Annotated in this window: 24 protein-coding genes; 14 read left to right on the plus strand and 10 right to left on the minus strand. The window is 67.8% G+C overall.

Annotated features, from left to right (window positions below):
* Window positions 1-491: 491 nt before the first annotated feature.
* Genes rsmG through rpmH form a run of 6 tightly spaced genes read right to left on the minus strand, consistent with a single transcriptional unit; the run spans window position 492 to window position 3,560 of the window.
* Window positions 492-1,157, minus strand: a complete 666-nt coding sequence (rsmG, locus tag KZC56_RS05265; RefSeq protein ID WP_247638036.1) for a 16S rRNA (guanine(527)-N(7))-methyltransferase RsmG — start codon at window positions 1,155-1,157, stop codon at window positions 492-494.
* Window positions 1,157-1,648 (minus strand): Jag family protein, encoded by a 492-nt coding sequence (locus KZC56_RS05270; protein WP_136033753.1) that lies wholly within the window; start codon window positions 1,646-1,648, stop codon window positions 1,157-1,159. Before KZC56_RS05270 ends, rsmG begins: the two co-directional genes overlap by 1 nt.
* A complete protein-coding gene (yidC, locus tag KZC56_RS05275) occupies window positions 1,645-2,715 on the minus strand; it encodes a membrane protein insertase YidC (RefSeq protein WP_136033750.1) in 1,071 nt (356 codons plus the stop codon). Before yidC ends, KZC56_RS05270 begins: the two co-directional genes overlap by 4 nt.
* Before the next feature lie 3 nt (window positions 2,716-2,718).
* Window positions 2,719-3,069, minus strand: coding sequence for a membrane protein insertion efficiency factor YidD (gene yidD, locus KZC56_RS05280; protein ID WP_136033749.1), 351 nt, complete (start codon window positions 3,067-3,069; stop codon window positions 2,719-2,721).
* Window positions 3,066-3,371: a ribonuclease P protein component gene (gene rnpA / locus KZC56_RS05285; protein ID WP_240744641.1), complete on the minus strand. Its 306-nt coding sequence runs from the start codon at window positions 3,369-3,371 to the stop codon at window positions 3,066-3,068. The genes yidD and rnpA overlap by 4 nt, the downstream gene beginning before the upstream one ends.
* 51 nt (window positions 3,372-3,422) lie before the next feature.
* The gene (gene rpmH, locus KZC56_RS05290; RefSeq protein WP_022879826.1) at window positions 3,423-3,560 is read right to left on the minus strand and encodes a 50S ribosomal protein L34; all 138 of its coding nucleotides are present in this window, start codon (window positions 3,558-3,560) and stop codon (window positions 3,423-3,425) included.
* Window positions 3,561-3,875: 315 nt separating this feature from the next.
* Here rpmH and dnaA point away from each other — a divergent pair, with 315 nt between their 5' ends.
* The 7 genes from dnaA to KZC56_RS05325 all read left to right on the plus strand — a co-directional run bounded on the left by dnaA (window position 3,876) and on the right by KZC56_RS05325 (window position 13,845).
* On the plus strand, window positions 3,876-5,264 hold the full coding sequence (gene dnaA, locus KZC56_RS05295) for a chromosomal replication initiator protein DnaA (protein WP_136033745.1): 1,389 nt from the start codon (window positions 3,876-3,878) through the stop codon (window positions 5,262-5,264).
* A gap of 478 nt (window positions 5,265-5,742) precedes the next feature.
* On the plus strand, window positions 5,743-6,885 hold the full coding sequence (gene dnaN, locus KZC56_RS05300; RefSeq protein ID WP_136033743.1) for a DNA polymerase III subunit beta: 1,143 nt from the start codon (window positions 5,743-5,745) through the stop codon (window positions 6,883-6,885).
* Between the two features lie 59 nt (window positions 6,886-6,944).
* A complete protein-coding gene (gene recF, locus KZC56_RS05305) occupies window positions 6,945-8,138 on the plus strand; it encodes a DNA replication/repair protein RecF (RefSeq protein WP_136033741.1) in 1,194 nt (397 codons plus the stop codon).
* Window positions 8,131-8,634: a DciA family protein gene (locus KZC56_RS05310; protein ID WP_136033739.1), complete on the plus strand. Its 504-nt coding sequence runs from the start codon at window positions 8,131-8,133 to the stop codon at window positions 8,632-8,634. The genes recF and KZC56_RS05310 overlap by 8 nt, the downstream gene beginning before the upstream one ends.
* 118 nt (window positions 8,635-8,752) lie before the next feature.
* Complete coding sequence (gyrB, locus tag KZC56_RS05315) at window positions 8,753-10,834, plus strand: DNA topoisomerase (ATP-hydrolyzing) subunit B (protein ID WP_247638037.1); 2,082 nt, start codon at window positions 8,753-8,755, stop codon at window positions 10,832-10,834.
* A 51-nt stretch (window positions 10,835-10,885) separates the two neighbouring features.
* Window positions 10,886-13,444 carry a DNA gyrase subunit A gene (gene gyrA / locus KZC56_RS05320; protein ID WP_136033736.1) on the plus strand — a complete coding sequence of 853 codons (2,559 nt, stop codon included), beginning with the start codon at window positions 10,886-10,888 and terminating at the stop codon, window positions 13,442-13,444.
* Window positions 13,441-13,845 carry a DUF3566 domain-containing protein gene (locus tag KZC56_RS05325; protein ID WP_136033734.1) on the plus strand — a complete coding sequence of 135 codons (405 nt, stop codon included), beginning with the start codon at window positions 13,441-13,443 and terminating at the stop codon, window positions 13,843-13,845. The genes gyrA and KZC56_RS05325 overlap by 4 nt, the downstream gene beginning before the upstream one ends.
* A 65-nt stretch (window positions 13,846-13,910) precedes the next feature.
* Here KZC56_RS05325 and KZC56_RS05330 read toward each other — a convergent pair whose 3' ends face one another.
* Window positions 13,911-14,621 carry a VIT1/CCC1 transporter family protein gene (locus tag KZC56_RS05330; RefSeq protein ID WP_206252150.1) on the minus strand — a complete coding sequence of 237 codons (711 nt, stop codon included), beginning with the start codon at window positions 14,619-14,621 and terminating at the stop codon, window positions 13,911-13,913.
* 117 nt (window positions 14,622-14,738) lie between these two features.
* Here KZC56_RS05330 and KZC56_RS05335 point away from each other — a divergent pair, with 117 nt between their 5' ends.
* Genes KZC56_RS05335 through KZC56_RS05345 form a run of 3 tightly spaced genes read left to right on the plus strand, consistent with a single transcriptional unit; the run spans window position 14,739 to window position 17,607 of the window.
* Complete coding sequence (locus KZC56_RS05335) at window positions 14,739-16,004, plus strand: sensor histidine kinase (RefSeq protein ID WP_247638038.1); 1,266 nt, start codon at window positions 14,739-14,741, stop codon at window positions 16,002-16,004.
* Window positions 15,992-16,681 (plus strand): LuxR C-terminal-related transcriptional regulator, encoded by a 690-nt coding sequence (locus tag KZC56_RS05340; protein ID WP_136033727.1) that lies wholly within the window; start codon window positions 15,992-15,994, stop codon window positions 16,679-16,681. Before KZC56_RS05335 ends, KZC56_RS05340 begins: the two co-directional genes overlap by 13 nt.
* On the plus strand, window positions 16,678-17,607 hold the full coding sequence (locus KZC56_RS05345; RefSeq protein ID WP_247638039.1) for a DUF4097 family beta strand repeat-containing protein: 930 nt from the start codon (window positions 16,678-16,680) through the stop codon (window positions 17,605-17,607). The genes KZC56_RS05340 and KZC56_RS05345 overlap by 4 nt, the downstream gene beginning before the upstream one ends.
* A 158-nt stretch (window positions 17,608-17,765) precedes the next feature.
* On the opposite strand, the gene KZC56_RS05350 is transcribed toward KZC56_RS05345, so the two are convergent.
* On the minus strand, window positions 17,766-18,656 hold the full coding sequence (locus KZC56_RS05350; protein WP_247638040.1) for a rhomboid family intramembrane serine protease: 891 nt from the start codon (window positions 18,654-18,656) through the stop codon (window positions 17,766-17,768).
* 21 nt (window positions 18,657-18,677) lie between these two features.
* Complete coding sequence (locus tag KZC56_RS05355) at window positions 18,678-19,235, minus strand: peptidylprolyl isomerase (protein WP_136033721.1); 558 nt, start codon at window positions 19,233-19,235, stop codon at window positions 18,678-18,680.
* A gap of 146 nt (window positions 19,236-19,381) precedes the next feature.
* Here KZC56_RS05355 and KZC56_RS05360 point away from each other — a divergent pair, with 146 nt between their 5' ends.
* Both KZC56_RS05360 and KZC56_RS05365 read left to right on the plus strand, forming a co-directional pair.
* Window positions 19,382-19,879 carry a DNA helicase gene (locus KZC56_RS05360; protein WP_136033719.1) on the plus strand — a complete coding sequence of 166 codons (498 nt, stop codon included), beginning with the start codon at window positions 19,382-19,384 and terminating at the stop codon, window positions 19,877-19,879.
* Complete coding sequence (locus KZC56_RS05365) at window positions 19,876-20,358, plus strand: aminoacyl-tRNA deacylase (protein ID WP_206252146.1); 483 nt, start codon at window positions 19,876-19,878, stop codon at window positions 20,356-20,358. The genes KZC56_RS05360 and KZC56_RS05365 overlap by 4 nt, the downstream gene beginning before the upstream one ends.
* Before the next feature lie 10 nt (window positions 20,359-20,368).
* Here KZC56_RS05365 and KZC56_RS05370 read toward each other — a convergent pair whose 3' ends face one another.
* Window positions 20,369-20,791 carry an NUDIX hydrolase gene (locus tag KZC56_RS05370; RefSeq protein ID WP_136033717.1) on the minus strand — a complete coding sequence of 141 codons (423 nt, stop codon included), beginning with the start codon at window positions 20,789-20,791 and terminating at the stop codon, window positions 20,369-20,371.
* Between the two features lie 137 nt (window positions 20,792-20,928).
* Here KZC56_RS05370 and KZC56_RS05375 point away from each other — a divergent pair, with 137 nt between their 5' ends.
* Both KZC56_RS05375 and KZC56_RS05380 read left to right on the plus strand, forming a co-directional pair.
* Window positions 20,929-21,378, plus strand: coding sequence for an iron chaperone (locus KZC56_RS05375; protein WP_136033714.1), 450 nt, complete (start codon window positions 20,929-20,931; stop codon window positions 21,376-21,378).
* 50 nt (window positions 21,379-21,428) lie between these two features.
* The gene (locus KZC56_RS05380; RefSeq protein WP_247638041.1) at window positions 21,429-22,553 is read left to right on the plus strand and encodes a M24 family metallopeptidase; all 1,125 of its coding nucleotides are present in this window, start codon (window positions 21,429-21,431) and stop codon (window positions 22,551-22,553) included.
* The last annotated feature ends 150 nt before the right edge of the window (window positions 22,554-22,703 follow it).

Below are 22,703 nucleotides of genomic sequence, written 5' to 3' on the forward strand. Positions count from 1 at the left end.
CCCGGTCAATCACCAGCTGCACCGCACACGATGTCGATCCGCCGTGCAACTGCGCTGGGCGTGTGTGTCTAGGAATGCCGCCGTCACACCCCTCACCAACGGCTGACGCTCCGTCGGCGGTCAGGGATGTGTTCGCATGTCGGGCACCACGTTCTAACCGCGAGGGGAGGACACGTGGCCAGGTGGGGTCTCGCCCCAAACCGGGCGGGACCGATCGCAGGCATCGCATCGCGCGACCGCGAGTCGCCGATGTCACGCTCGCCCGACCGGACCGACCGTCGCCGTGCTGTCCGTGTTGGACGCGCTCGGTCAGACACGCCGCTCGGCGCGTGACGAAGACACGGCGGCGCCAGGTCATCCCCTGCGGCGAGAGTCGTCCGCTCCCGCACGTCGGATGCAGCCCGCACCCCCCAGCAACCGCCGAAACTTCCGCGGCATAGCCGTGCCGAGTACGCCTCGTCAGGCCGGATGTTTCACGTGAAACGGCGACGTCACCGCACGCGCGCACGCACGACGCGAGTCGTCTCGGGAAGCACTCCCTCGCCGAGGACTTCTACCCGCACGTCGGAAAGGCGGTACTTCTTGATCTGCTTCTGCGCAGCCTCGATCTCGTTCGCCGCGTTCGCACCCTTGAGCAGGGCGAGTTCCCCTCCGTCACGGACCAGCGGAGCTGTGAGGGGAAGGAGAGTCCGAAGCGCGCTCACGGCGCGAGCGGTCACGACGTCGAATCCATCGCCCGCCTTCACGTCTTCCGCGCGCGACCGCAGCACCGTGACGTTGTCGAGTCCCAGAGCCGCGACCTGCTCGTTCAACCAGGTGATCCGGCGTTCCATCGGCTCGACCAGTGTCCAGGTGACATCCGGTCGCGCGATCGCCAGGACCAGACCAGGGAGCCCGGCGCCCGACCCGATGTCCGCCACGGTGCCGTGGAAGAGGGGCGCGGCGATCGCGCTGTTCAGAATGTGACGGGTCCACAACCGCGGGAGTTCGAGGGGTCCGATCAGGCCCCGCTCCTCACCCTCACGAGCAAGAGCGGCCGTGAACTGTCGCGCGACGTCGATACGGTCGCCGAAGAGTTCAGCGGCGACGGCCGGCTCTGCTTCGACCACACCGGTTTCGGGTGCGCCGGGTTCGGTGGACGAGTCCGACGCCGCCATCACCGACGACGCAACACGGTGTGGCGGTCCGCGCCCTCACCGTACGACTCGGAGACGAGGCCGCGGTCGGCAGCGATGTCGTGCACCAGCTTCCGCTCGTAGCTCGACATCGAGGGAAGCGACGCCTGCGACGACCCCTCGTCGAGCTTCGCGGCCGCGGCGTCGACCAGCGTTTCGAGCTGCCGACGCCGGGTGTCGCGCGAACCACCGATATCGAGGATCAGCCGGGAGAACGAACCGGTCTTGTTCTGCACCGCCAGTCGAGTGAGCTCCTGCAGCGCCTGGACCGTGTCAGGTGCAGAGAGCACGGACAGTCCATCGCCCTCGGCCTCCACCGACACATAGGCGCGGCCCTGACGCACATCGAGGTTCAAATCGCCGTCGATGTCGGCGATGTCGAGCAGCTCTTCGAGGTAGTCGGCGGCGACGTCGCCCTCGAGCTCCAGCTGCGCCACCGTCGGCTCCGTGCTCCCGGTCACGACCTCGCTCATGAACCGCTTCCCTTCTTCTTCGCCCGCTTCTTACCCACGGGCTGCTGACGCTTCGGTGCCTCTGCCTTGGCCTTCTCGGCCTCCTCGAGCAGACGCTGCTGCTCGGCCTCGTACACCGACATCGGCACCACCTTGCCCGACGAATCGATGGCCTTGCCCTTGCGCGCCAGGCGTTCCTCGCGGGCCTTCGCCGCCTCAGAACCCGGGGTCGGCATCTCACGGATGACGAGGAACTGCTGCCCCATGGTCCACAGGTTGGAGATGAACCAGTACACGACGACGCCGAGCGGGAAGAAGACGCCCGAGAAGATGAAGCCCAGCGGCAGCACGTAGAGCATGATCTTCTGCATCTGATACGCCTGGCCGGTCTTGGCCTCGGGCGACAGGTTCTTGGAGATGATCTGCAGCTGCGTGAAGAACTGCGACCCGATCATGAGCACCACGAGCGTGACCAGGATGATGATGGCCGTCGTGTTCTGCGCATCGATCGCGTTGCCCAGCGTCTCGTGCAACGAGGCGACGCCGAAGAGCTTCGCGTCGTAGAACTCCTTCGTCAGCTCGGGGCTGAGGAGACCGACACCGCCGATGTTGTCTCGCGCGTGCTTGCTGACATCGCTCAGCACGCTGTAGAGCGAGAAGAAGATCGGCATCTGCACGAGGAGCGGCAGGCAGCTCGACATCGGCGTCGTGCCGTGCTTCTTGTACAGCGCCATCGTCTCGCGGCTCATGGCCTCGCGAGAGAGCTGATCCTTCTTCCCGCGATACTTCTCCTGAACTTTTCGCAGTTCAGGAGCAATTTCCATCATCTTTCGCTGGCTCTTGATCTGCTTCACGAAGAGCGGGATCAGCGCCGCGCGCACCACCACGACGAGGCCGACGATCGACAGCACCCACGTGATACCGGAGGCTGCCGGAAGGCCGACGGCCGTCAGCAGCCAGTGCCAGGCGACCAGGATGAGCTCGACGACCCACTTCAGCGGCCAGAGGATCGTGCCGAGCAGGTCGAACCCGCCGGCAGCCGGTTCGGGGCTGGGGGTGGTGCTGGCGAGCAGGAGGTCAAGACCCACCGGTCAGTCCTTTCGGGAGGGAACGACGAAACCATGGGAGGTCAGGTCGTAGCGGAAGTGTTGGTGCGGCGTGACGTCGTCGACGCCTCCGCTGGTCCAGGGATTGCAGCGGAGGATGCGCCACGCGGAGAGCAGGGCTCCGCGCACGGCACCGTGCTGCTGCACCGCACCTACAGCGTAGGCGGAACAGGAGGGGTAGTACGCACAGACATCGCCATAGAGCGGGGAGATGACCTTGCGGTACCCGGACAGGAAGGCGATGACCGCGTTCCGCGGGAGCAGCGGGATGCTGCGCACGATGTCGCGTCCGCGCATCTCCCCGGTCCCGACCGACGAGGCGGGAAGCGCGGTCATGAGGAGACCTCGCTCGGAGCCAGACGCTGCAGGCACCTCTCGACGTCGGTGCGCAGCTCGGCGAACGACGCCACGGAGGATGCAGGAAGGGCACGGATGACGACATCCGTGCCCTGAGGAACACGCGGGAGCGCCTCCGCGCAGACGGCTTTCAGACGCCGACGCACGGTATTGCGCACCACAGCGGTGCCCACCTGCTTGCTGATGATGAAACCGAACCGCGGCTCACGCCGCTCACCCGTCGACAGGATCGAGGTGATGACGCGCGCCCCGCCACAACGCGATCCGCGTCGAACGACCATCCGGTAGTCGCTCCCGCGGGTCAGACGGAACGGGCGGGCGAGCACGGCTGCTTACGCAGAGAGCTCGGTGCGGCCCTTCGCGCGGCGTGCCGACAGGATGGCACGGCCGGCGCGGGTACGCATGCGAGCACGGAAACCGTGCTTCTTGGCGCGACGACGGTTGTTGGGCTGGAAGGTGCGCTTGCTCATGAGATCACTCCGGGAATGCTGCCACCGGATTCACTTCGACCGGAGACATGGGGAACTGCCCAAAAAGGCATAAGTCAACCGACTAAGGGTACGTCTTGGCGGCGCACAGGGCAAATTAGCGCCCTGCGACGCTCGAGTCCTCTCGCGAACCGCACAGCCATTATCCACAACCCGGACGCGCCCGATGCGCACAACACGCCCCCGTGTTTTCAAGGGCAGGTTGCCGTTCGTGGCCGGTGTGACTACCGTGGCATCCGAAGTTATCCACAGGGGCACGGCACGTCGACCGCGACCCGAACCGTCGTCCGGAGCACCATGTCCTCACCAGCCCAGCCCGACGTCCCGATCTGGACCACGGTGCAGGAGCTGCTGGAAGCCGACGATCGCGTCACTCCTCAGCTGCAGGGGTTCCTGAGCCTCGCCGTCCCGGCGGGAGTGATGGCCGCGACGCTGTATCTCGAGGTGCCGAACGATCTGACCGCCGCGCAGATCAACAAGCGTCTCCGGCTGCCGATCATGGAAGCACTCGCCCACATCGGCGACGAGGTCACGTCGTACCGGGTCGTGGTGAACCACGAACTGGCCGATCAGCCGACCGCGCCGATCGCCGTCGCCGACTTCGGTCGCCAGGAGCAGCCGCGCGAGTCGCCGATGGAGCAGCCGACGCAGCTGCGCCACGAGTCACGGCTGAACCCGAAGTACACCTTCGACAACTTCGTCATCGGCCAGTCCAACCGCTTCGCCCACGCCGCCGCGGTCGCCGTCGCCGAAGCACCGGCCAAGGCATACAACCCTCTGTTCATCTACGGCGACTCCGGACTCGGCAAGACCCACCTCCTTCACGCGATCGGCGACTACGCCCAGTCGCTCTACGCCGGCGTGAAGGTGCGCTACGTGTCCAGCGAGGAGTTCACGAACGATTTCATCAACTCGATCGCGAACAACCGGGGTGCCGCCTTCCAGGCCCGGTACCGCGATGTCGACATCCTCCTGATCGACGACATCCAGTTCCTCCAGGGCCGTGCCGAGACGCAGGAGGCGTTCTTCCACACGTTCAACACGCTGCACGACCACAACAAGCAGGTCGTGATCACGAGCGACGTGGCACCGAAGCACCTGACCGGTTTCGAAGATCGCATGCGCAGCCGCTTCGAGTGGGGACTGATCACCGACGTCCAGGCGCCCGACCTCGAGACCCGTATCGCGATCCTGCGCAAGAAGGCGCAGAGCGAGGCGCTCCACATCCCCGACGAGGTGCTGGAGTACATCGCCACCGTGGTGTCGTCCAACATCCGTGAGCTCGAGGGTGCGCTGATCCGTGTCTCGGCGTTCGCCAGCCTCAACCGTTCCGCGCTCGACATCTCGCTGGCGCAGACCGTGCTTCGCGACATCATCGACACGGCGGAAGACAACATCATCTCGCCGACCGACATCATCACGGCGACCGCCCAGTACTTCAAGCTCACGGTCGACGACCTCTATGGCTCCAGCCGGTCGCAGCAGATCGCGACCGCCCGGCAAATCGCCATGTATCTGTGCCGTGAGCGCACGAGCCTCTCTCTGCCGAAGATCGGGCAGCTGTTCGGAAACCGGGATCACACCACGGTCATGTATGCGTACAAGAAGATCAGTGAGCTCATGAAGGAGCGCCGCTCGATCTACAACCAGGTCACGGAGATCACCACGCAGCTCGGCCGTCGCTGACGGAACCGGAGGAAGGGCGTCGTCCGTCGAGGACGGCGCCCTTCGTCGTTCTTGACAACGGCCGGACGTCTCCGATAAATGCGTCTATGCACATGTGGATAACTTGTGGATGATTCGGGATCGCGGCGCTCAGGATGTGGGCCGAGTGGGGAAACCTGTGGATAACCGTCACGAGCCCTCGAGTCTCCACATCCTCGATAACCCGCGGATTCCTCAGCGTCTCCACAAGTGACAGTCGTGTAGTTCCCTACTCGCGTCTGCTTTCCACCGACTTATCCACAGTATCCACAGCGGTTAACACCGTTAAGGAGTTAAGTCATTCAAGGGGCGATCCGATCACCAGACGGTGGGGACAACCCGACAGGTGCGTCGCCGGTGCTCCGGCGTAGGGATCCGCGGGACTGTAGGGCTAGCATGGGAAGCCCTGCACTGGCAGGACCCGACGACGACCCGTCATGACGACGACAAGGGAGCACCCGTGAGGTTTCAGGTCAACCGCGATGTCTTCAGCGAGGCTGTGTCCTTCGTCGTCAAGCTCCTCCCCCAGCGCAACCCGCAGCCGATCCTGGCCGGTGTGCTGATCGAGGCAGACGGTTCAGGGCTCACCCTTTCGGCCTTCGACTACGAGGCATCCGCCAGGACGACCATCGAGGCCACGGTCGAGACCCCGGGGACGATCCTGGTGCACGGCCGACTCCTGTCCGACATCGCGAGCCGTCTGCCGAACGCACCGATCGAGATCGCCGTCGAGGACGACGGGGGCATCGCGGTCACCTGCGGCTCTGCGCGATTCACGCTCGCGGCCATGCCGGTCGAGGAATACCCCTCGATCCCCGAGGTCTCCGGCTCCTCCGGTGTCGTCCCCGCCGATGACTTCGGCACCGCGATCGCCCAGGTCGGCTTCGCGGCCTCGCGTGACGACGTCACGCCGGTCCTCACCGGCGTGCAGCTCGAGGTGACCGGGCAGACGCTCAGCCTCGTGGCCACCGACCGCTACCGGGTCTCGCTGCGCGATGTGCCCTGGGACGGAGAAGCCGTCGAGGCCACCGCGCTGGTCCCGGCCCGCACCCTGCTCGAGGTCGGGAAGACGTTCGGGCACGCCGGCACGATCCAGATCGCGTTCTCCGGCGCGGGCGACCGTGAGATCATCGCGTTCACCGCGGGCAACAAGACCGTCACCTCGCTGCTCATCAAGGGCAACTTCCCGCCGGTGCGTCGTCTGTTCCCCGAGCAGACGGATCACTACGCGGTCGTGAACACCGCCGACCTGATCGAGGCCGTCCGCCGCGTGTCCCTGGTGCTCGACCGCGCCGCCCCGCTGCGCTTCACCTTCTCGGCCGACGGCGTCACGATGGATGCGTCCGGCAGCGAGCACGCACGCGCGTCCGAATCGGTCGACGCCATCCTGTCCGGCGGTGACGAGGTCACGCTCGGCCTCAACCCGCAGTACCTGATCGAGGCGCTCGGCGCGGTGAAGAGCGAGTTCGTGCGGGTCACCTTCACGTCGAGCGACAACGCCAACAAGCTGAGCCCGGTCCTGATCACCAGCCAGACGTCGGTGGATCAGGCGGGCCTGGACTCGTTCAAGTACCTGCTGCAGCCGAACCTGCTCCTGCGCTGAGCGCGTCGCGTCGCCCCGGCGGCGGGGAGGATGTCCGACCCGAAAGGTAGGCTGGCTCCGTGATTGTGGAGCACCTGAACCTGGTCGATTTCCGCAATTACGCGACCGCTGATCTGGCTCTTCATCGCGGCCCCAACGTCCTCGTCGGACGGAACGGACAGGGCAAGACGAACCTCGCGGAGGCCGTCGTCTTCCTGGCCACGCTCGGCTCGCACCGGGTGTCGTCGGATGCGCCGCTGGTGCGAGACGGACAGGACTTCGCGGTCATCCGCGCGCGGCTCTCCCATGGCGAACGGCGTGTGCTGGTCGAGGTGCAGGTGAACCGGCAGGGATCCAACAAAGCCCGCATCAACGGCTCGCCATCGAAGGCGAACGAGCTGCCACGCTACGCCCACGTCGTCCTCTTCGCGCCGGAAGACCTGCAGATCGTCCGTGGTGATCCGTCAGCCAGACGACGGTTCGTCGATCAGCTGCTGATCCAGCGCACCCCCCGGATGGCTGCGGTGCTCGGCGACTACGACCGCGTGCTCAAGCAGCGCAACGCCCTGTTGAAGTCGGCCAGGGCGCGGGGCGTCCGCGGCGAGGGCTTGAGCACGCTCGACGTGTGGGATGACAAGCTGGTCGCGCTCGGCGCCGAGATCATCACCGCGCGCCAGCGTCTCGCCGCGGATCTGCAGCAGCCCGTGGCCGAGGCCTACGCTGCGATCGCCGGCGCCGACCACCGGCCCCGGTTGGAGTGGGCGCTGTCCGTGGCCGGTGCCGATCCGGAGGACGATGCCGACGCCGAGGAGCAGGAGGTGTCGTCGGCCGCGGCCGAGCAGCGCATCGACGTCGCTCGCACGGCCGAGCTGTTCCGCGCGTCCCTGACAGCGAAGCGAACCCAGGAGCTCGACCGCGGGCTCACGCTGTCGGGTCCGCACCGCGACGACCTTGTGCTGCGCGTGCGGGACCTCCCGGTCAAGGGGTACGCCTCGCACGGGGAGTCCTGGTCGGTGGCCCTCGCGCTGAGGCTCGCCTCGGCCGAACTGCTGCGCAGCGAGTCACCCGCGGGTGATCCGGTGCTGATCCTCGACGACGTGTTCGCCGAGCTCGACGCGGATCGACGCCAGCGCCTCGCGTCCCTCACCGCGGGCTACGAACAGGTGGTCGTCACCGCGGCCGTGGAGGAGGATATCCCCGAGGTGCTGCACGCACACGTGGTGCGGATCACGGCGGGCACCATCACCGACGAGCGGGAGGCACCGGATGAGTGACGTGGCCGCCGACGCCGTGATCGAAGCTCCCGAGACTGTCGCCACCTACCTGCGTCTGCGCGGTCTGACGCCGAGTGCGAAGAACTGGAAGCGCAAGCGTCGGATCACGGTCGACGACGACAACGCCCCCTTCACACCGGGCCGCGACCCCGGAACGCTCGGCGATGTGCTCGACCGGCTCAGCCGCGACGCGGGGTGGGAGACCACGCTCGCCAGGGAGGACCTCGTCCGGCAATGGGCCGACCTGGCTGGCGCCGACACCGCGAAGCACTCCGAGCCGGTGTCGCTGGAGCGTGGACTGCTGACGGTGAAGTGCGACTCGACCGCGTGGGCGAAGAACCTGCAGTTCATGCGCGCGACGATCCTGACGGAGATCGGGAGACGGTATCCGGAAGCGGGCGTCGAGAACCTCCGCTTCATCGGACCGGACGTCCCCTCCTGGAAATGGGGTCCCAGAGTCGTTCCAGGACGGGGCCCGCGCGATACCTACGGGTAGGGCACCATGCAAGGGGTCTGACACGCTCAGAGGGCCACACGCGGCCGTTGAGCGGCATATCGACTCGAAACCCGGCTAGAATGGGAGTTCGAGCTATCGATCTGGAGAATGCCCTCTGATGACGCCTGAATCCCCTGCTGACGAGACGGAATCGAACACCGGGGGAACCCCCGCACCCGAGGGAACCACCGAGTCGTCCGCCAACCGCCCGAAGCAGCAGCCGGGAGAGTACGGCGCCGACTCGATCCAGATCCTCGAAGGCCTCGAGGCCGTCCGCAAGCGCCCCGGCATGTACATCGGATCGACGGGACCGCGGGGTCTGCACCACCTGGTCTACGAGATCGTCGACAACTCGGTCGACGAGGCCCTCGCCGGCTACGCGGACACGATCCTGGTGACCCTGCTGGCCGACGGGGGCGTCCGCGTCGTCGACAACGGCCGCGGCATCCCCGTGGACCCGCACTCGTCCGACCCGTCGAAGTCGACGGTCGAGGTCGTGCTCACGATCCTCCACGCCGGTGGCAAGTTCGGCGGCGGCGCGTACGCGGTCTCCGGCGGTCTGCACGGCGTCGGCTCGTCGGTGGTGAACGCGCTCTCCACGCGCTTCGACGTCGAGGTGAAGCAGAAGGGCTTCGTCTGGAACCACAGCTTCGCGAACGGCGGTGTCCCCCAGCAGAAGCTGGAGAAGGGTGCCGCGACCGACGAGACCGGCACCAGCATCACCTTCTGGCCGGACGCGGAAATCTTCCAGGAGACGGTCGAGTTCGACTACGACACGCTCCGTACGCGCTTCCAGCAGATGGCCTTCCTCAACAAGGGACTGCGGATCGAGCTCGCCGACGAGCGTCCGGACTCCGCGTACGAGACGGAGGAGGACGGGCAGGCCGTCACGAAGCAGCCGTCCGATGTGTTCTTCTACGAGCGCGGCCTCGTCGACTACGTCGAGTACCTCAACAAGGTGCGCAAGGCCGAGGTCGTGAACGACGAGATCATCGCCTTCGAATCGGAGGACACCGCGCGCAAGATCTCACTCGAGGTCGCGATGCAGTGGACCACGTCGTACACCGAGAACGTCTTCACCTACGCGAACACGATCAACACCCACGAGGGCGGCACGCACGAGGAGGGGTTCCGCGCGGCACTGACCACGCTGGTCAACCGCTACGCCCGCGCCAACAACCTGCTCAAGGAGAAGGACGACAACCTCTCCGGCGACGACGTGCGCGAGGGCCTCACGGCCGTGATCTCCATCAAGCTCGGGGAGCCGCAGTTCGAGGGCCAGACCAAGACCAAGCTCGGCAACACGGAGGCGAAGGCCTTCGTGCAGAAGGTCGTCGGCGACCAGCTCGGCGACTGGTTCGAGCGCAACCCGAACCAGGCGAAGAACGTGATCCGCAAGGCCATCGACGCCGCGACCGCCCGACTCGCCGCCCGCAAGGCCCGCGAGACCGCGCGCCGCAAGAGCGTGTTCGAGTCTGCGGCCATGCCCGACAAGCTCAAGGACTGCACGAGCAAGGACCCGTCGATCAGCGAGATCTTCCTCGTGGAGGGTGACTCGGCCGGCGGCTCGGCCGTGCAGGGCCGCGATCCGCACACGCAGGCGATCCTCGCGCTGCGCGGCAAGATCCTCAACGTCGAGCGTGCGCGCCTCGACAAGGCGCTCGGCAACAAGGAAGTCCAGGCGATGATCCAGGCCTTCGGCACGGGCATCGGCGAGGAGTTCGACATCGAGAAGGCGCGGTACCACAAGATCGTGCTCATGGCCGACGCCGACGTCGACGGTCAGCACATCACCACGCTGCTGCTCACGCTGCTGTTCCGCTACATGCGCGGGCTCATCGAGGCCGGCTTCGTGTACCTCGCGATGCCGCCGCTCTACCGCCTCAAGTGGTCGAACGCCCCGCACGAGTACGTGTTCAGCGACGCCGAGCGCGACGCTCTCCTGAAGTACGGGCTCGACAACGGCAAGCGCATCCCGAAGGACGCCGGCATCCAGCGGTACAAGGGTCTCGGCGAGATGAACGCCAAGGAGCTGTGGGAGACCACGATGGACCACACCACGCGCACCCTGCGTCAGGTGACCATCGAAGACGCCGCGGCCGCCGACGAGATCTTCAGCGTGCTGATGGGTGAGGACGTCGAGTCGCGACGCAGCTTCATCCAGCGCAACGCCAAGGACGTCCGCTTCCTCGACATCTGAGCGCGAGCTCGCCTCCTCGCTCGCTCAACGACCGGAAATTGAAGAGAACACATGACTGACGAAGAACGTCCCGACATCAACGAGGGCCACGACCACGGCAAGATCGACCAGGTCGACCTGCAGTCGGAGATGCAGCGCAGCTACCTCGACTACGCGATGGCCGTGATCGTCGGGCGCGCGCTCCCCGACGTGCGTGACGGCCTCAAGCCCGTGCACCGCCGCGTGATCTACGGCATGTACGACGGCGGATTCCGCCCGGACAAGTCGTTCTCGAAGTGTGCCCGCGTGGTCGGCGAGGTCATGGGGCAGTACCACCCGCACGGTGACTCCGCGATCTACGACGCTCTCGTGCGCCTGGTGCAGCCGTGGTCGCTGCGGTACCCGCTCGCGCTCGGCCAGGGGAACTTCGGCTCCCCCGGCAACATGGGCGCGGCGGCGCCCCGATACACCGAGACGAAGATGGCTCCGCTCGCGCTCGAGATGGTGCGCGACATCGAAGAGGAGACCGTCGACTTCACCGACAACTACGACGGACAGACGCAGGAGCCGACGGTCCTGCCGGCCCGGTTCCCGAACCTGCTCGTCAACGGTTCGGTCGGCATCGCGGTCGGCATGGCCACGAACATCCCGCCGCACAACCTGCGCGAGGTGTCGGACGCGGCGCTGTGGGCCCTCGACAACCCGGACATCTCCCGCGAGGAGCTGCTCGACGGTCTGATCCAGCGGATCCCCGGGCCGGACTTCCCCACCGGCGCGCAGATCCTCGGCACGAAGGGCATCCACGAGGCCTATCGCACGGGTCGCGGCTCGATCACGATGCGCGCGGTCGTGAACGTCGAGGAGATCCAGGGCCGCACGTGCCTCGTGATCACCGAGCTGCCGTATCAGGTGAACCCCGACAACGTCGCGGTGAAGATCGGCGACCTCGCGCGCGACGGGAAGATCACCGGCATCGCGGACATCCGCGATGAGTCGTCCGACCGCACCGGTCAGCGCCTCGTCGTGGTGCTCAAGCGTGACGCGGTCGCGAAGGTCGTGCTCAACAACCTGTACAAGCACACGCAGCTGCAGGAGAACTTCGGCGCGAACATGCTCGCGATCGTCGACGGTGTTCCGCGCACGCTCGCGATCGACGGCTTCGTCACCAACTGGATCGCGCACCAGATCGACGTGATCGTGCGGCGCACCCAGTTCCGCCTCAACGAGGCCGAGAAGCGCATGCACATCCTGCGCGGCTACCTGAAGGCGCTCGATGCCCTCGACGAGGTGATCGCGCTCATCCGCCGATCGCAGACCACGGCCGACGCGAACGAGGGCCTGCAGAAGCTCCTCGACATCGACGAGATCCAGGCCGATGCGATCCTGCAGATGCAGCTGCGTCGCCTCGCGGCCCTCGAGCGCCAGAAGATCATCGACCAGGCCACCGAGCTCGAGGCGCAGATCACCGAGTACAAGGCGATCCTCGCCGACGAGGGCCGGCAGCGCACGATCATCCGCGAGGAGCTCACCGCGATCGTCGACCGCTTCGGCGACGAGCGGCGCACGCACATCCTGCACGGGTTTGACGGCGACGTCTCGATGGAAGACCTCATCGCCGAAGAGGAGATGGTCGTCACCGTCACGCGCGAGGGCTACATCAAGCGCACGCGCAGCGACAACTACCGCTCGCAGCACCGCGGTGGCAAGGGCGTCAAGGGCGCCCAGCTCCGCGCCGACGACATCGTGGAGCACTTCTTCGTCACCACCACGCACCACTGGCTGCTGTTCTTCACGGACAAGGGCCGCGTCTACCGCGCCAAGACGTATGAGGTGCCGGAGGCCGGTCGCGACGCGAAGGGCACCCACGTCGCCAACCTGCTCGCCCTGCAGCCCGACGAGAGCATCGCCCAGGTGCTCGACATCCGCGACTATGAGGTCGCCGACTACCTCGTCCTCGCGACCCGCGACGGTCTGGTGAAGAAGACCCGACTCGACGCGTACGACACGAACCGTCAGGGCGGCGTGATCGCGATCCGACTCAACGAGGAGGACGAGCTCGTCAGCGCGCTGCTCGTCAACGCCGAGGACGACATCCTCCTCATCAGCCGCCGTGGCATGTCGGTGCGGTTCGAGGCGACCGACGAGGCGCTGCGCCCCATGGGCCGCGCGACCGCCGGTGTGCGCGGCATGAAGTTCAAGATCGACGGCGACTGCCTGCTGTCCGCCTCGGTCGCGGCCGCCGGGAAGTTCGTCTTCGTGGTCACCGACGGCGGGTACGCGAAGCGCACGGCGGTCGAGGAATACCGGGTCCAGGGCCGTGGCGGAACGGGCATCAAGGTCGCGAAACTGAACGACGATCGGGGCACTCTCGCGGGTGGTCTGATCGTCGCGGAGGACGACGAGGTCTTGGTGGTTCTGTCCAGCGGCAAGGTGGTACGCTCTGCCGTGGCCGAGGTCCCCGCGAAGGGTCGAGACACCATGGGAGTGGTGTTCGCCCGCACGACGGAGGCCGACCGCATCCTCGCCATCGCCCGTAACGGTGAGCGCGGTCTCGCAGAAGACGAGGCCGAAGCGGATGTCGACACCGAGGCCCCCCAGACGACAGAGACACCCGAGGATACAGACGCATGAGCACAGTGGCCGACAAGCTGGCGAAGAAGTCGACCCGCAAGACCAGTGGCAAGCAGGTTCGCCTCCGCCTGGTGTACGTCGACTTCTGGTCAGCGGTGAAGCTCTCCTTCCTGGGAGCCGTGGCTCTCGCCGTCGTCACGATGGTCTCCTTCTTCCTCATCTTCCTGGTGCTCCAGGCGACGGGCATCATGTCGACCGCAGATGAGTTCCTCCAGGGCATCACGGACAACGCGTTCGTGCTGTCCGAGGTCGTCGGCCTGCCGCAGGTGATGGCCTTCGCCGCGGTCGTGGCGATCCTGAACCTGATCGTCTTCACGGTGCTCGGCGCCGTGATCGCCGGCATCTACAACCTCGCCGTGAAGGTGACGGGCGGCCTGCTCGTCGGCTTCATGTCGAACTGACGCGAGTCACGACGAAGGGCGGGTGCTGCGGCACCCGCCCTTCGTCGTGTGCACGGCGCGGCGGCTCAGACCACGCCGGTCGTTCCGAGGAGCGTGCCGATCAGCCACGTCGCGAGCAGCGCGAGCGCTCCGCCGATCACGAGCCGCAGTGCCGCTCGGCCCGGCGCGGATCCTCCGATCCTCGCCGAGATCGTGCCCGTCGCGGCCAGGGCGATCAACACCGCGACGAAGGTCACCGGGACTCGCCAGTCGGGCGGGGGCAGCAGGATCGCCAGCAAGGGGAGCAGCGCGCCGAGCGTGAACGCGATCGCGGAGGACAGCGCCGCGTGCCACGGGTTGACCAGGTCGTCCTGATCGATGCCGAGCTCCACCTCGAGGTGTGCCGACAGAGCGTCGTGCGCGGTGAGCTCCTCGGCCACACGGCGCGCGGTGTCCTCCGTAAGCCCTCGGTCGCGGTACAGGGAGGTGAGCTCGGCGAGCTCCTCCTCCGGCATCGTGCGCAGCTCTTCCTTCTCCTTGGCGATGAGCGCGCGCTCGCTGTCGCGTTGGCTGCTCACGGAGACGTACTCGCCCAGAGCCATGGAGATCGCCCCACCCACCAGACCGGCGACGCCCGCGGTGAGGAGCGCGGCGTTATCCGTGGTGGCACCGGCGACGCCCACGACCAGCGATGCCACCGACACGATCCCGTCATTCGCTCCGAGGACACCGGCGCGCAGCCAGTTGAGGCGCTGACCCACGCCGGTGCCGTGCGGTTCTCCCTCGTGGGCTGTCATGCCACCAGTGAAGCAGACGAGGACAGTGGCGAGGGCGGTCCCGGGTAGGGAAAACCCGAACCGGAGTGTCCGGCTGCCTCGGTGCCCGCGTGGCACCGTCCCCCGTACCGTGGAAACATGACCACTCGGCCTGCGCCTCCGGCCGCCGCTCCGGCGAAGCCACCGCTGCGCCTCTTCCTCACGGTCCTGCATCTGGCGGGCATCGGCGTCCTCGGCGGCGGGATCTTCGCCACCCTCGGCGCACTGCTCGGGACGGGGATCGGCCTCGTGTTCGTCGCCGGCATCGGCATCGTCCTGCTCGTCGGTCTCGTCTACGCGCTCTACGGCCTCGGCTGGTTCGAGGTCGCGCGCGTCGCCGGTCTCTACCGCACCCCGCTCGCGCCCCTGCGACTGCAGCCGCGCGATCGTCCCGGCTTCGCCGGCTGGCTCCGCGCCCTCGGGCGACAGGCCATCGACGGACGCATGTGGCGTGCCGTCGCGAACTTCGCCATCTCGGCAGTGCTGGGCTGGGTCGTGCTCCGCCTGGCCTGGAGCCTCGTGTGGTCGATCATCATCTCCTTCGCCCCCCTGACCTCTGCCGACAGCATCATGGGACCCTTCGGCGGTGCCGGGATCCCCGTCGCCTGGGCTCCGCTCATCGGGATCTTGGGCGTCGCCGCATCGGCGGCCGGCATCATCGGACTCGCATTCCTGCACCGCACCCTGTCCCTGGCGATCGTCGCCCGCAGTCGGGAGACCGAGCTCACGGAGCGGGTGCGTGCCTCGACGGCGCAGCGGGAGGGAGCCGTGCGTGCGGCCGACGTGGAGCGCACCCGCATCGAGCGGGATCTCCACGACGGCGTGCAGCCGCGTCTCGTCTCGGTCGGCATGACCCTGGGCCTGGCCCAGCAGAAGATCGACACCGATCCCGACGCGGCCAAGGACCTCATCTCGGAGGCGCACACCTCGACGAAGGCGGCGATCACCGAGCTGCGGCAGCTCGCGCGGGGCATCCACGCCTCGGTCCTCGACGACCGCGGGCTGGACGCGGCGCTGTCCGCACTCGCCGGCCGTTCGCACATCCCCGTGCACCTCGACGTGCGGATGGACGGGCGGTGCAGTCGTGAGGCCGAGGCCGCGGTGTACTTCTCGATCGCGGAATCCCTCACCAACGCCGCCAAGCACTCTCGCGCGAGCGAGGCCCGGGTCACGGTGCGACTGCGCGAGGGCAACGTGCTGTGGGCCCGCGTGGAGGACAACGGCATGGGCGGCGCGCAGGTGCTCCCCGGCGGCGGCCTCGACGGCATCGCGAACCGGATCCTCGCCGCCGGCGGAACGTTCCGCCTGGACAGCCCGCTCGGTGGTCCGACCAGCCTGGAGGTGAACGTGCCATGCGCATCCTGATCTGCGAGGACTCGGTCCTGCTGCGGGAGGGGCTCGTGCGTCTGCTGGAAGACGCGGGTCATCAGGTGGTGGCCGCGCTCACCGACACCGACGGTGTGGCGGAGGCCGTGGCATCCGCCGACCCGGAGCTCTGCATCCTGGACGTGCGGCTTCCTCCGACGTTCACCGACGAGGGGATCCGTGCGGCGCTGGCGCTGCGGGCGACGCATCCGTCCCTTCCGATCCTCGTGCTGTCGCAGTACGTGGAGGAGCGCTACGCGTCTGACCTGATCGCGGCGCAGGGAGGGCCCCTGGGTTACCTGCTGAAGGACCGGGTCGCCGACGTCGCGGAGTTCATCGAGTCCGTGCAGCGGATCGCCGACGGAGCGACCGTGCTCGACCCGGAGGTCGTGGCGCAGCTGCTCACGCGACGCAACCGCGACGACCGGATGCTGCGCCTCACGGAACGTGAGCGCACCGTGCTGGCACTGATCGCGGAGGGCAAGTCGAACCAAGCGATCGCCGGACTGCTGTTCGTCTCCGAGGCGAGTGTCGAGAAGCACATCACCTCCATCTTCCAGAAGCTGGGGTTCGAGCAGGACGAGTCGGGAAACCGTCGCGTGCTGGCGGCCCTGGCACACATCGAGAACACGGGCGGCCCCACGCCGCCGACCGGACAGACAGGAATGGCACGATGACCACCGAAGATCAGGGCCCCCAGGGCGGCCACACGCCGCTCACCCCTCCCCCTGCGACGGCACCTCACGCCCCGGCCGAGCCCGCACCGATGGTGCCGGGCGGCTCCGGTACCGAGCCCCGACGTTCCTCGGGCGCCACGGCGATCCTCGTGATCACCGCCGTGGTGGGCGGCCTCGCCCTGCTCGGCGCCGGAGGCACGGCGGCGGCCGCAGCCGCGGGCTCCGTGATGTCATCGAGCCGACCCGACTCGGTCCAGACCGTCGGCGTGGACGGCATCGACGGCGTCGACCTCGATGCCGACGCGAGCAGCGTGCGGGTGGAGTTCGGTGACGTGGACGACGCCGAACTGGCGGTCACGAACGGCCGCGGGCAGGCCTGGACGTTCGAGCGGGAGGGCGACGAACTCGTCGTGAAGAGCCCGCGGGGTGTGTTCGGCTGGTGGTTCGGCAACTGGTTCGGCGACGAGGAGGTCGCGGTGCTGACGTTGCCCGAGAGCCTGCGCGACGCCGGTCTGGATGCGAACCTCACGCTCAACGCGGGCAGCCTGGATGTGACGGGTGACTTCGGTGACCTCGAGCTCGACGTGAACGCGGGGTCGCTCGACGTCGAGGGCGCGGCGGAGACGCTCGACGTGCAGATGAACGCCGGGCGCGCCGACATCGTGCTGGACTCGGTGGCCGAGGCCGACCTGGGCATCTCGGCGGGCGATCTCACGGTGGAGCTCACGGGCTCGGCGCCCGCGCGCACATCGGTCGATGCGAGCGCGGGATCGGTCGACCTCACGCTGCCCGACGTGGAGTACAGCCTCACCCAGGACGTGAGCGCCGGCTCGCTCGATGCCACCGTCGATCAGGGGTCGAACGCGCGACACACGATCGACGTCTCTCTCGCAGCGGGGAACGTGACGATCCGACCCGGGCGCTGAGACGCGGGAGCACGGAGGGGCCGGTACTCGGAGAGTGCCGGCCCCTCGGCGCCGTCGCTCACGGCGTCGGCGAAGTTATCCACAGTTCTCTCCACAGCATGGGGAGAATTACACCGATGTTATTCACAGGCGTTAACAACTCTGTTAACAACTCGGGATCAGGCCAAAAGGAGCAGCGGCGGAACGAACGCCACGATCACGAGCAGGAGAACCACCAGGGCCGAGAGGAAGACGATCTGCCACACGCGCTGCTCACGGCGTTTCGTGCGCGTATAGATGAAGGCCACGATCGCGCCCACGATCGCCCCGCCCAGATGCGCCTGCCAGGAGATCCCCCCGGCGAAGAACCCGAAGGCGAAGTTGATCGCGAGGATGACGAGGATCCCGGTCACGTTCGCCCCGATGTGGCGGCCGATGATCAGCAGCGACGCGAGGAGACCGAAGATGGCGCCGGAGGCTCCGACCGTCCATGAGCCCGGCGCGAGGATCGCGACCATGACCGATCCACCGAGTCCGCTGATCAGATACAGCGCCAGGTAGCGCGCCCGCCCCAGCATGGGTTCGAGGCTCTGGCCGAGCATCCACAGCGCCAGCATGTTGAGCGCGAGGTGCACGAAGCCGCCGTGCACGAACAGCACCGTCAGCAGTCGCCACGGTTCGAACGGCACCGCGAACAGGTTGGGGTAGAGGAACGGCGCGTAGAAGCCCAGCGCCTGTGTGATCGGCTGGTTGAGCCCGGGGATGAGCTGCACGAGGCCGATGAACGACGTGATCGCCAGCAGCACGTAGGTGACGACGGGCTTGCCGCCGCGGGTCATCGCCAGAGCACCGCCGCGGTTCCCCCAGCGTCGGGCGGCCTTCTTCTGGGCGGGAGTGCGGTTCTTGCGTTCGGCCGCCATGCACTGCGGGCAGATCACGCCGACGGCGGCCTGGGTCTGGCACTCGGGGCAGATGGTGCGCAGACACCGCTGGCAGAGCACGAAGCTCTGCCGATCCGGATGCCGGTAGCAGAAGTTGTCGCGATTGCTCGTGAACTCGGGCGTCGACATCCGGATCGGCCGTGGCTTCCGTCAGGCGGCGACGATGTCGATCGACTGCAGCACGACCGGCTCGACCGGGCGGTCGCCGGCCGCGGTGGGCACGGCGGCGATGGCGTCGACGACCTTCTTCGAGGCGTCGTCGGCGACGGCGCCGAAGATGGTGTGCTTGCCCTGCAGCCACGGGGTCGGGTCGGTCGTGATGAAGAACTGCGAGCCGTTCGTGCCCTCGACCTTGCCGGTGATGGCGTTGCGGCGCAGGCCGGCGTTGGCCATCGCGAGGATGTAGGGCTCGTTGAAGTCGAGCTCCCCGTTGATCTCGTCATCGAAGTTGTAGCCGGGGCCGCCCACACCCTGACCGAGCGGGTCGCCGCCCTGGATCATGAAGTTGGGGATGATGCGGTGGAAGATGACGTCCTTGTAGAGAGGACCCTCGCCCGGCTTGCCGGTGGCGGGGTGCGTCCACTCCTGGGTGCCGTCGGCCAGGCCGACGAAGTTCTTGACCGTCTTGGGAGCGTGGTCGCCGAAGAGGTTGATGACGATGTCACCGTGGTTGGTGTGCAGAGTTGCGACGTGGGAAGCATGAACCATGCCCTCATTCTCGCAGAGCTTCCGATGAGTGGCCCGGGTCTGTACATCCCCTCGGCGGATGATGCAAGGGGCGGGCGATTCCCTCCCCCCATCCAGGGTGTCGTGGCAAGATGGGGAACCCGTACTCCAATGGACAGGAGAGCATCGTGAGCCTCAGCCGCAAGCGGAAGAAGCAGCTTCGTCGTCTTCAGAAGGACGCCAACCAGCTGTGGGAGGACCAGCAGGTGCTCGTCGGCCACGCCGCCGACGTCGCCCGAGAGGCCGGCCGTCAGCTCGGCAACTTCAATCGGGAACAGCTCGTCCCCGCCGTCCAGGACACCTACAACCGTCGTGTCGCCCCCGTGGTCGACCGCGGCGTGAAGGTCGGCAGGCACGTCGTCGACGACAAGGTCGTGCCGATCGTCGGCGGCGTCGTCGGCACCGCGCTCACCGCGTGGGACGTCGCCAACGCGAAGCGTCAGGGCATCGAATACAAGGCCCGCAAGGCCGTCGCTCCGAAGAAGGGCCCCGGCCTCGGCTCGGTCATCGCGATCGTGCTGGGTGCGGCTGCGGCCGTCGGAGTGCTCTACGCCGCCTGGCAGGCCCTCCGCGCCGACGACGAGCTCTGGGTCGCCGACGACCCGCTGTCGGCTCCCGACGCGTGACCACCCCCGACCCGCACGCGCGGGTGCGGGATGCTGCGGCCGCCCGCGGACTCGACATCGAGATCCGCGAGCGGCCGCAGGCGCGCAGCCTGCATGAGGCCGCGGAGATCCTGGGCATACCGCCGTCCGGCATCGTGAAGACCCTCGTGGTGAAGCGCTCCGACGACACCTATCTGTTCGCCCTGGTCCCCGGCGGTCGGTCGATCTCGTGGCCCAAGCTGCGTGCCGTGGTCGGCGTCAACAAGCTGCGACTGCCCGAACCCGAGCTCGCCCTCGCGGCCACAGGGTACGAGCGGGGCACGATCGTCCCGATCGGCAGCACGACCGATTGGCCCGTGTACGCCGACGAGTCCATCGTCGGGCAGCGGATCGCCATGGGAGCGGGTGCGCACGGTTACAGCCTGTTCGTGGACGCCGACGACCTGATCGCCGCCTACGGCGCCACCGTCGCCGACATCTCCATTCCCGAGGAGCGCTGACCGCCAGCGCTCAGGCGAGTCCCGCCATCCGGATGGCGATGTCGACCAGCTTGACCCGCTGCAGCCCCGCGACGGCCGCGAGCGGAAACCACTCGGCCCTGTCGGTCGAGCCCTCGGTCTCGAAGCGCAGCCGTCCGCCGGTGACCTCGGCGCGGTAGACGATGCGCAGCGTGTGGAGCGGTTCCGCCGCCTTCTGCACCCGCCGCCCTGCCGGGATCACCCGCGAATGGATACCGAGCAGCGCGCCGACCCGCACGGTGTACCCGGTCTCCTCGCGCAACTCCCGGCGGACCGCGTCCTCCGGGGCCTCGCCCGGCTCGAGCCCGCCGCCCGGCATGGTCCACGCCGTGCGACGCCCCTCGATCCAGCGCGCCAGGAGGAGCCGGCCACCCTCATCGGTGACGACCCCGTATGCGGCGACGCGCAGGTCCATGGCTCACACCCTATCCGCAGGGCACGCCACGCTCCGACCACGTGTCGGCCGGCGCGCATCGATCACGAATCGAGAAGCGACGGCGCTCGGATCGTTCCTATTCTGTGGAGATCAGCCACACCGAGAGGACGGAAACCATGGCCGCCGACAACGAGAAGAACTTCACCGCCGAGGAGCGCGAGGCCATGCAGGCCGCCGCGAAGGAGGCCCGCACCCGACGGTCGCGTGCCAAGAAGTCGCCCGAGGAGCTGAGGGCGGCCGGCGAAGCCGACATCACGGAGGCCATCGACAAGCTCGACGAGCACGACAGGACGCTGGCGCGGAAGCTGCACGACCTGGTCTCCGAGGTCGCCCCCGACTTGGTGCCGCGCACGTACTACGGCATGCCCGCGTGGGGTCGAGACGGGAAGGTGCTGTGCTTCTTCCAGCCCGCGAGCAAGTTCAAGGTGCGCTACGGGACGTTCGGGTTCGAGCCGATCTCGAACCTCGACGACGGCACCGTGTGGCCCACGGCGTACGCTGTGATCGACCTGACGCCGAAGGACCGGGAGTTCCTCGCGGACCGGCTGCGCCAGGCCATCAGCTGAAGCGCTCCGAACCCGAGACAGCGACGGCACCCCGGCACTACCGTGGAACCGTGAGCACTCCCCCGTTCCCCGCCTCCGTCTACGCCTCCCGACTCACCCGTGCAGCCGCGCTCGCCGCGGACGCCGGACTCGACGCCGTGGTCGTCGGACCGGGGCCCGACCTCCAGTACCTGCTCGGGGTCGAGGGGGACACGATCGAACGGCTCACGGCGCTGGTGCTCACCCCCGACGCGCGCGCGACCATCGTGGTGCCGCGCATGGAGCTGGCGAAGATCCGCAGCACCGCGGCCGGCGAACTCGGTCTGACCATCGCCGACTGGGTGGACGGGGAGGATCCGTATGCCCTGGTGCTCGCGGCGGCGGGGGAGGTCCAGCGGGCCGGGGTCTCCGACGCGCTGCCCGCGCTCCACGTGGTGCCGATCGCGGAACGCCTGGGGGTGCGGGTGGAGCTCGCGACCCCGGTGCTGCGCGAAGGACGCATGATCAAGGACGACGCGGAGATCGCGGAGCTCCGGCGTGCGGGTGCCGCGATCGATGCCGTGCACCGCCGCGTGCCCGAGTGGCTGCGCGCCGGACGGACGGAACGCGAGGTGGCGGACGACATCGCCGCCGCGATCGTCGAGGAGGGCCACCGCACGGTCGAGTTCGTGATCGTCGGATCCGGTCCGAACGGGGCCGACCCGCATCATGAGGTCTCCGACCGGGTGATCGAGGAGGGCGACATCGTCGTGGTCGACATCGGCGGTGCGGTGCCCAGCGGCTACAACTCCGACAGCACACGCACCTACGTCGTCGGCGACCCCGGCGCGGAGGAGGCCGAACACATCGCCGTGCTCGTGCGGGCGCAGCAGGCCGCGGTCGATGCCGTGCGTCCCGGGGCGACGGCCGCCGAGGTCGATGCCGCCGCGCGCACGGTGCTCGCCGAGGCCGGACTGGGCGAGGCGTTCCTGCACCGCACGGGCCACGGGATCGGTGTCTCGGTGCACGAGGAGCCCTACATCGCTCCCGGCAACGACCTCGTGCTGCGGCCGGGGATGGCGTTCAGCATCGAGCCGGGCATCTACTTCCCCGGTCGGTGGGGCGCCCGGATCGAGGACATCGTGATCGTGACGGACACCGGAGCGGAGCGGGTGAACCTGGCCCCGCACGCGCTCGTCTCCGCCGCTCGGCAGTGACCTTCGGCTATCAGCGAATACCTAAAGTCATCACGGTGAATTCCTAAAGTCACCTATCGTCGCATTTCCGGCGGGGCTAGCCTGCTGAGTGCTGGAGCCCCGTGCTCCGGCGATTGCTGATTCCATCTGGCGGGGGTTGCCGGAGGGTCG

The sequence above is a fragment of the Microbacterium sufflavum genome (genome assembly GCF_023091155.1).
GTDB lineage: Bacteria > Actinomycetota > Actinomycetes > Actinomycetales > Microbacteriaceae > Microbacterium > Microbacterium sufflavum.

Excerpts from the sequence above, each read along its gene's own strand:
- KZC56_RS05310 (WP_136033739.1), top strand. The coding sequence starts at position 8,131 with ATGAGTGACGTGGCCGCCGACGCCGTGATCGAAGCTCCCGAGACTGTC.
- KZC56_RS05355 (WP_136033721.1), bottom strand. The coding sequence starts at position 19,235 with ATGGTTCATGCTTCCCACGTCGCAACTCTGCACACCAACCACGGTGAC.
- yidD (WP_136033749.1), bottom strand. The coding sequence starts at position 3,069 with ATGACCGCGCTTCCCGCCTCGTCGGTCGGGACCGGGGAGATGCGCGGA.
- gyrB (WP_247638037.1), top strand. The coding sequence starts at position 8,753 with ATGACGCCTGAATCCCCTGCTGACGAGACGGAATCGAACACCGGGGGA.
- KZC56_RS05270 (WP_136033753.1), bottom strand. The coding sequence starts at position 1,648 with ATGAGCGAGGTCGTGACCGGGAGCACGGAGCCGACGGTGGCGCAGCTG.
- rpmH (WP_022879826.1), bottom strand. The coding sequence starts at position 3,560 with ATGAGCAAGCGCACCTTCCAGCCCAACAACCGTCGTCGCGCCAAGAAG.
- gyrA (WP_136033736.1), top strand. The coding sequence starts at position 10,886 with ATGACTGACGAAGAACGTCCCGACATCAACGAGGGCCACGACCACGGC.
- KZC56_RS05330 (WP_206252150.1), bottom strand. The coding sequence starts at position 14,621 with ATGACAGCCCACGAGGGAGAACCGCACGGCACCGGCGTGGGTCAGCGC.
- KZC56_RS05345 (WP_247638039.1), top strand. The coding sequence starts at position 16,678 with ATGACCACCGAAGATCAGGGCCCCCAGGGCGGCCACACGCCGCTCACC.
- KZC56_RS05375 (WP_136033714.1), top strand. The coding sequence starts at position 20,929 with ATGGCCGCCGACAACGAGAAGAACTTCACCGCCGAGGAGCGCGAGGCC.
- KZC56_RS05335 (WP_247638038.1), top strand. The coding sequence starts at position 14,739 with ATGACCACTCGGCCTGCGCCTCCGGCCGCCGCTCCGGCGAAGCCACCG.
- rsmG (WP_247638036.1), bottom strand. The coding sequence starts at position 1,157 with ATGGCGGCGTCGGACTCGTCCACCGAACCCGGCGCACCCGAAACCGGT.
- KZC56_RS05325 (WP_136033734.1), top strand. The coding sequence starts at position 13,441 with ATGAGCACAGTGGCCGACAAGCTGGCGAAGAAGTCGACCCGCAAGACC.
- KZC56_RS05340 (WP_136033727.1), top strand. The coding sequence starts at position 15,992 with ATGCGCATCCTGATCTGCGAGGACTCGGTCCTGCTGCGGGAGGGGCTC.
- KZC56_RS05370 (WP_136033717.1), bottom strand. The coding sequence starts at position 20,791 with ATGGACCTGCGCGTCGCCGCATACGGGGTCGTCACCGATGAGGGTGGC.
- rnpA (WP_240744641.1), bottom strand. The coding sequence starts at position 3,371 with ATGGTCGTTCGACGCGGATCGCGTTGTGGCGGGGCGCGCGTCATCACC.
- dnaA (WP_136033745.1), top strand. The coding sequence starts at position 3,876 with ATGTCCTCACCAGCCCAGCCCGACGTCCCGATCTGGACCACGGTGCAG.
- KZC56_RS05350 (WP_247638040.1), bottom strand. The coding sequence starts at position 18,656 with ATGTCGACGCCCGAGTTCACGAGCAATCGCGACAACTTCTGCTACCGG.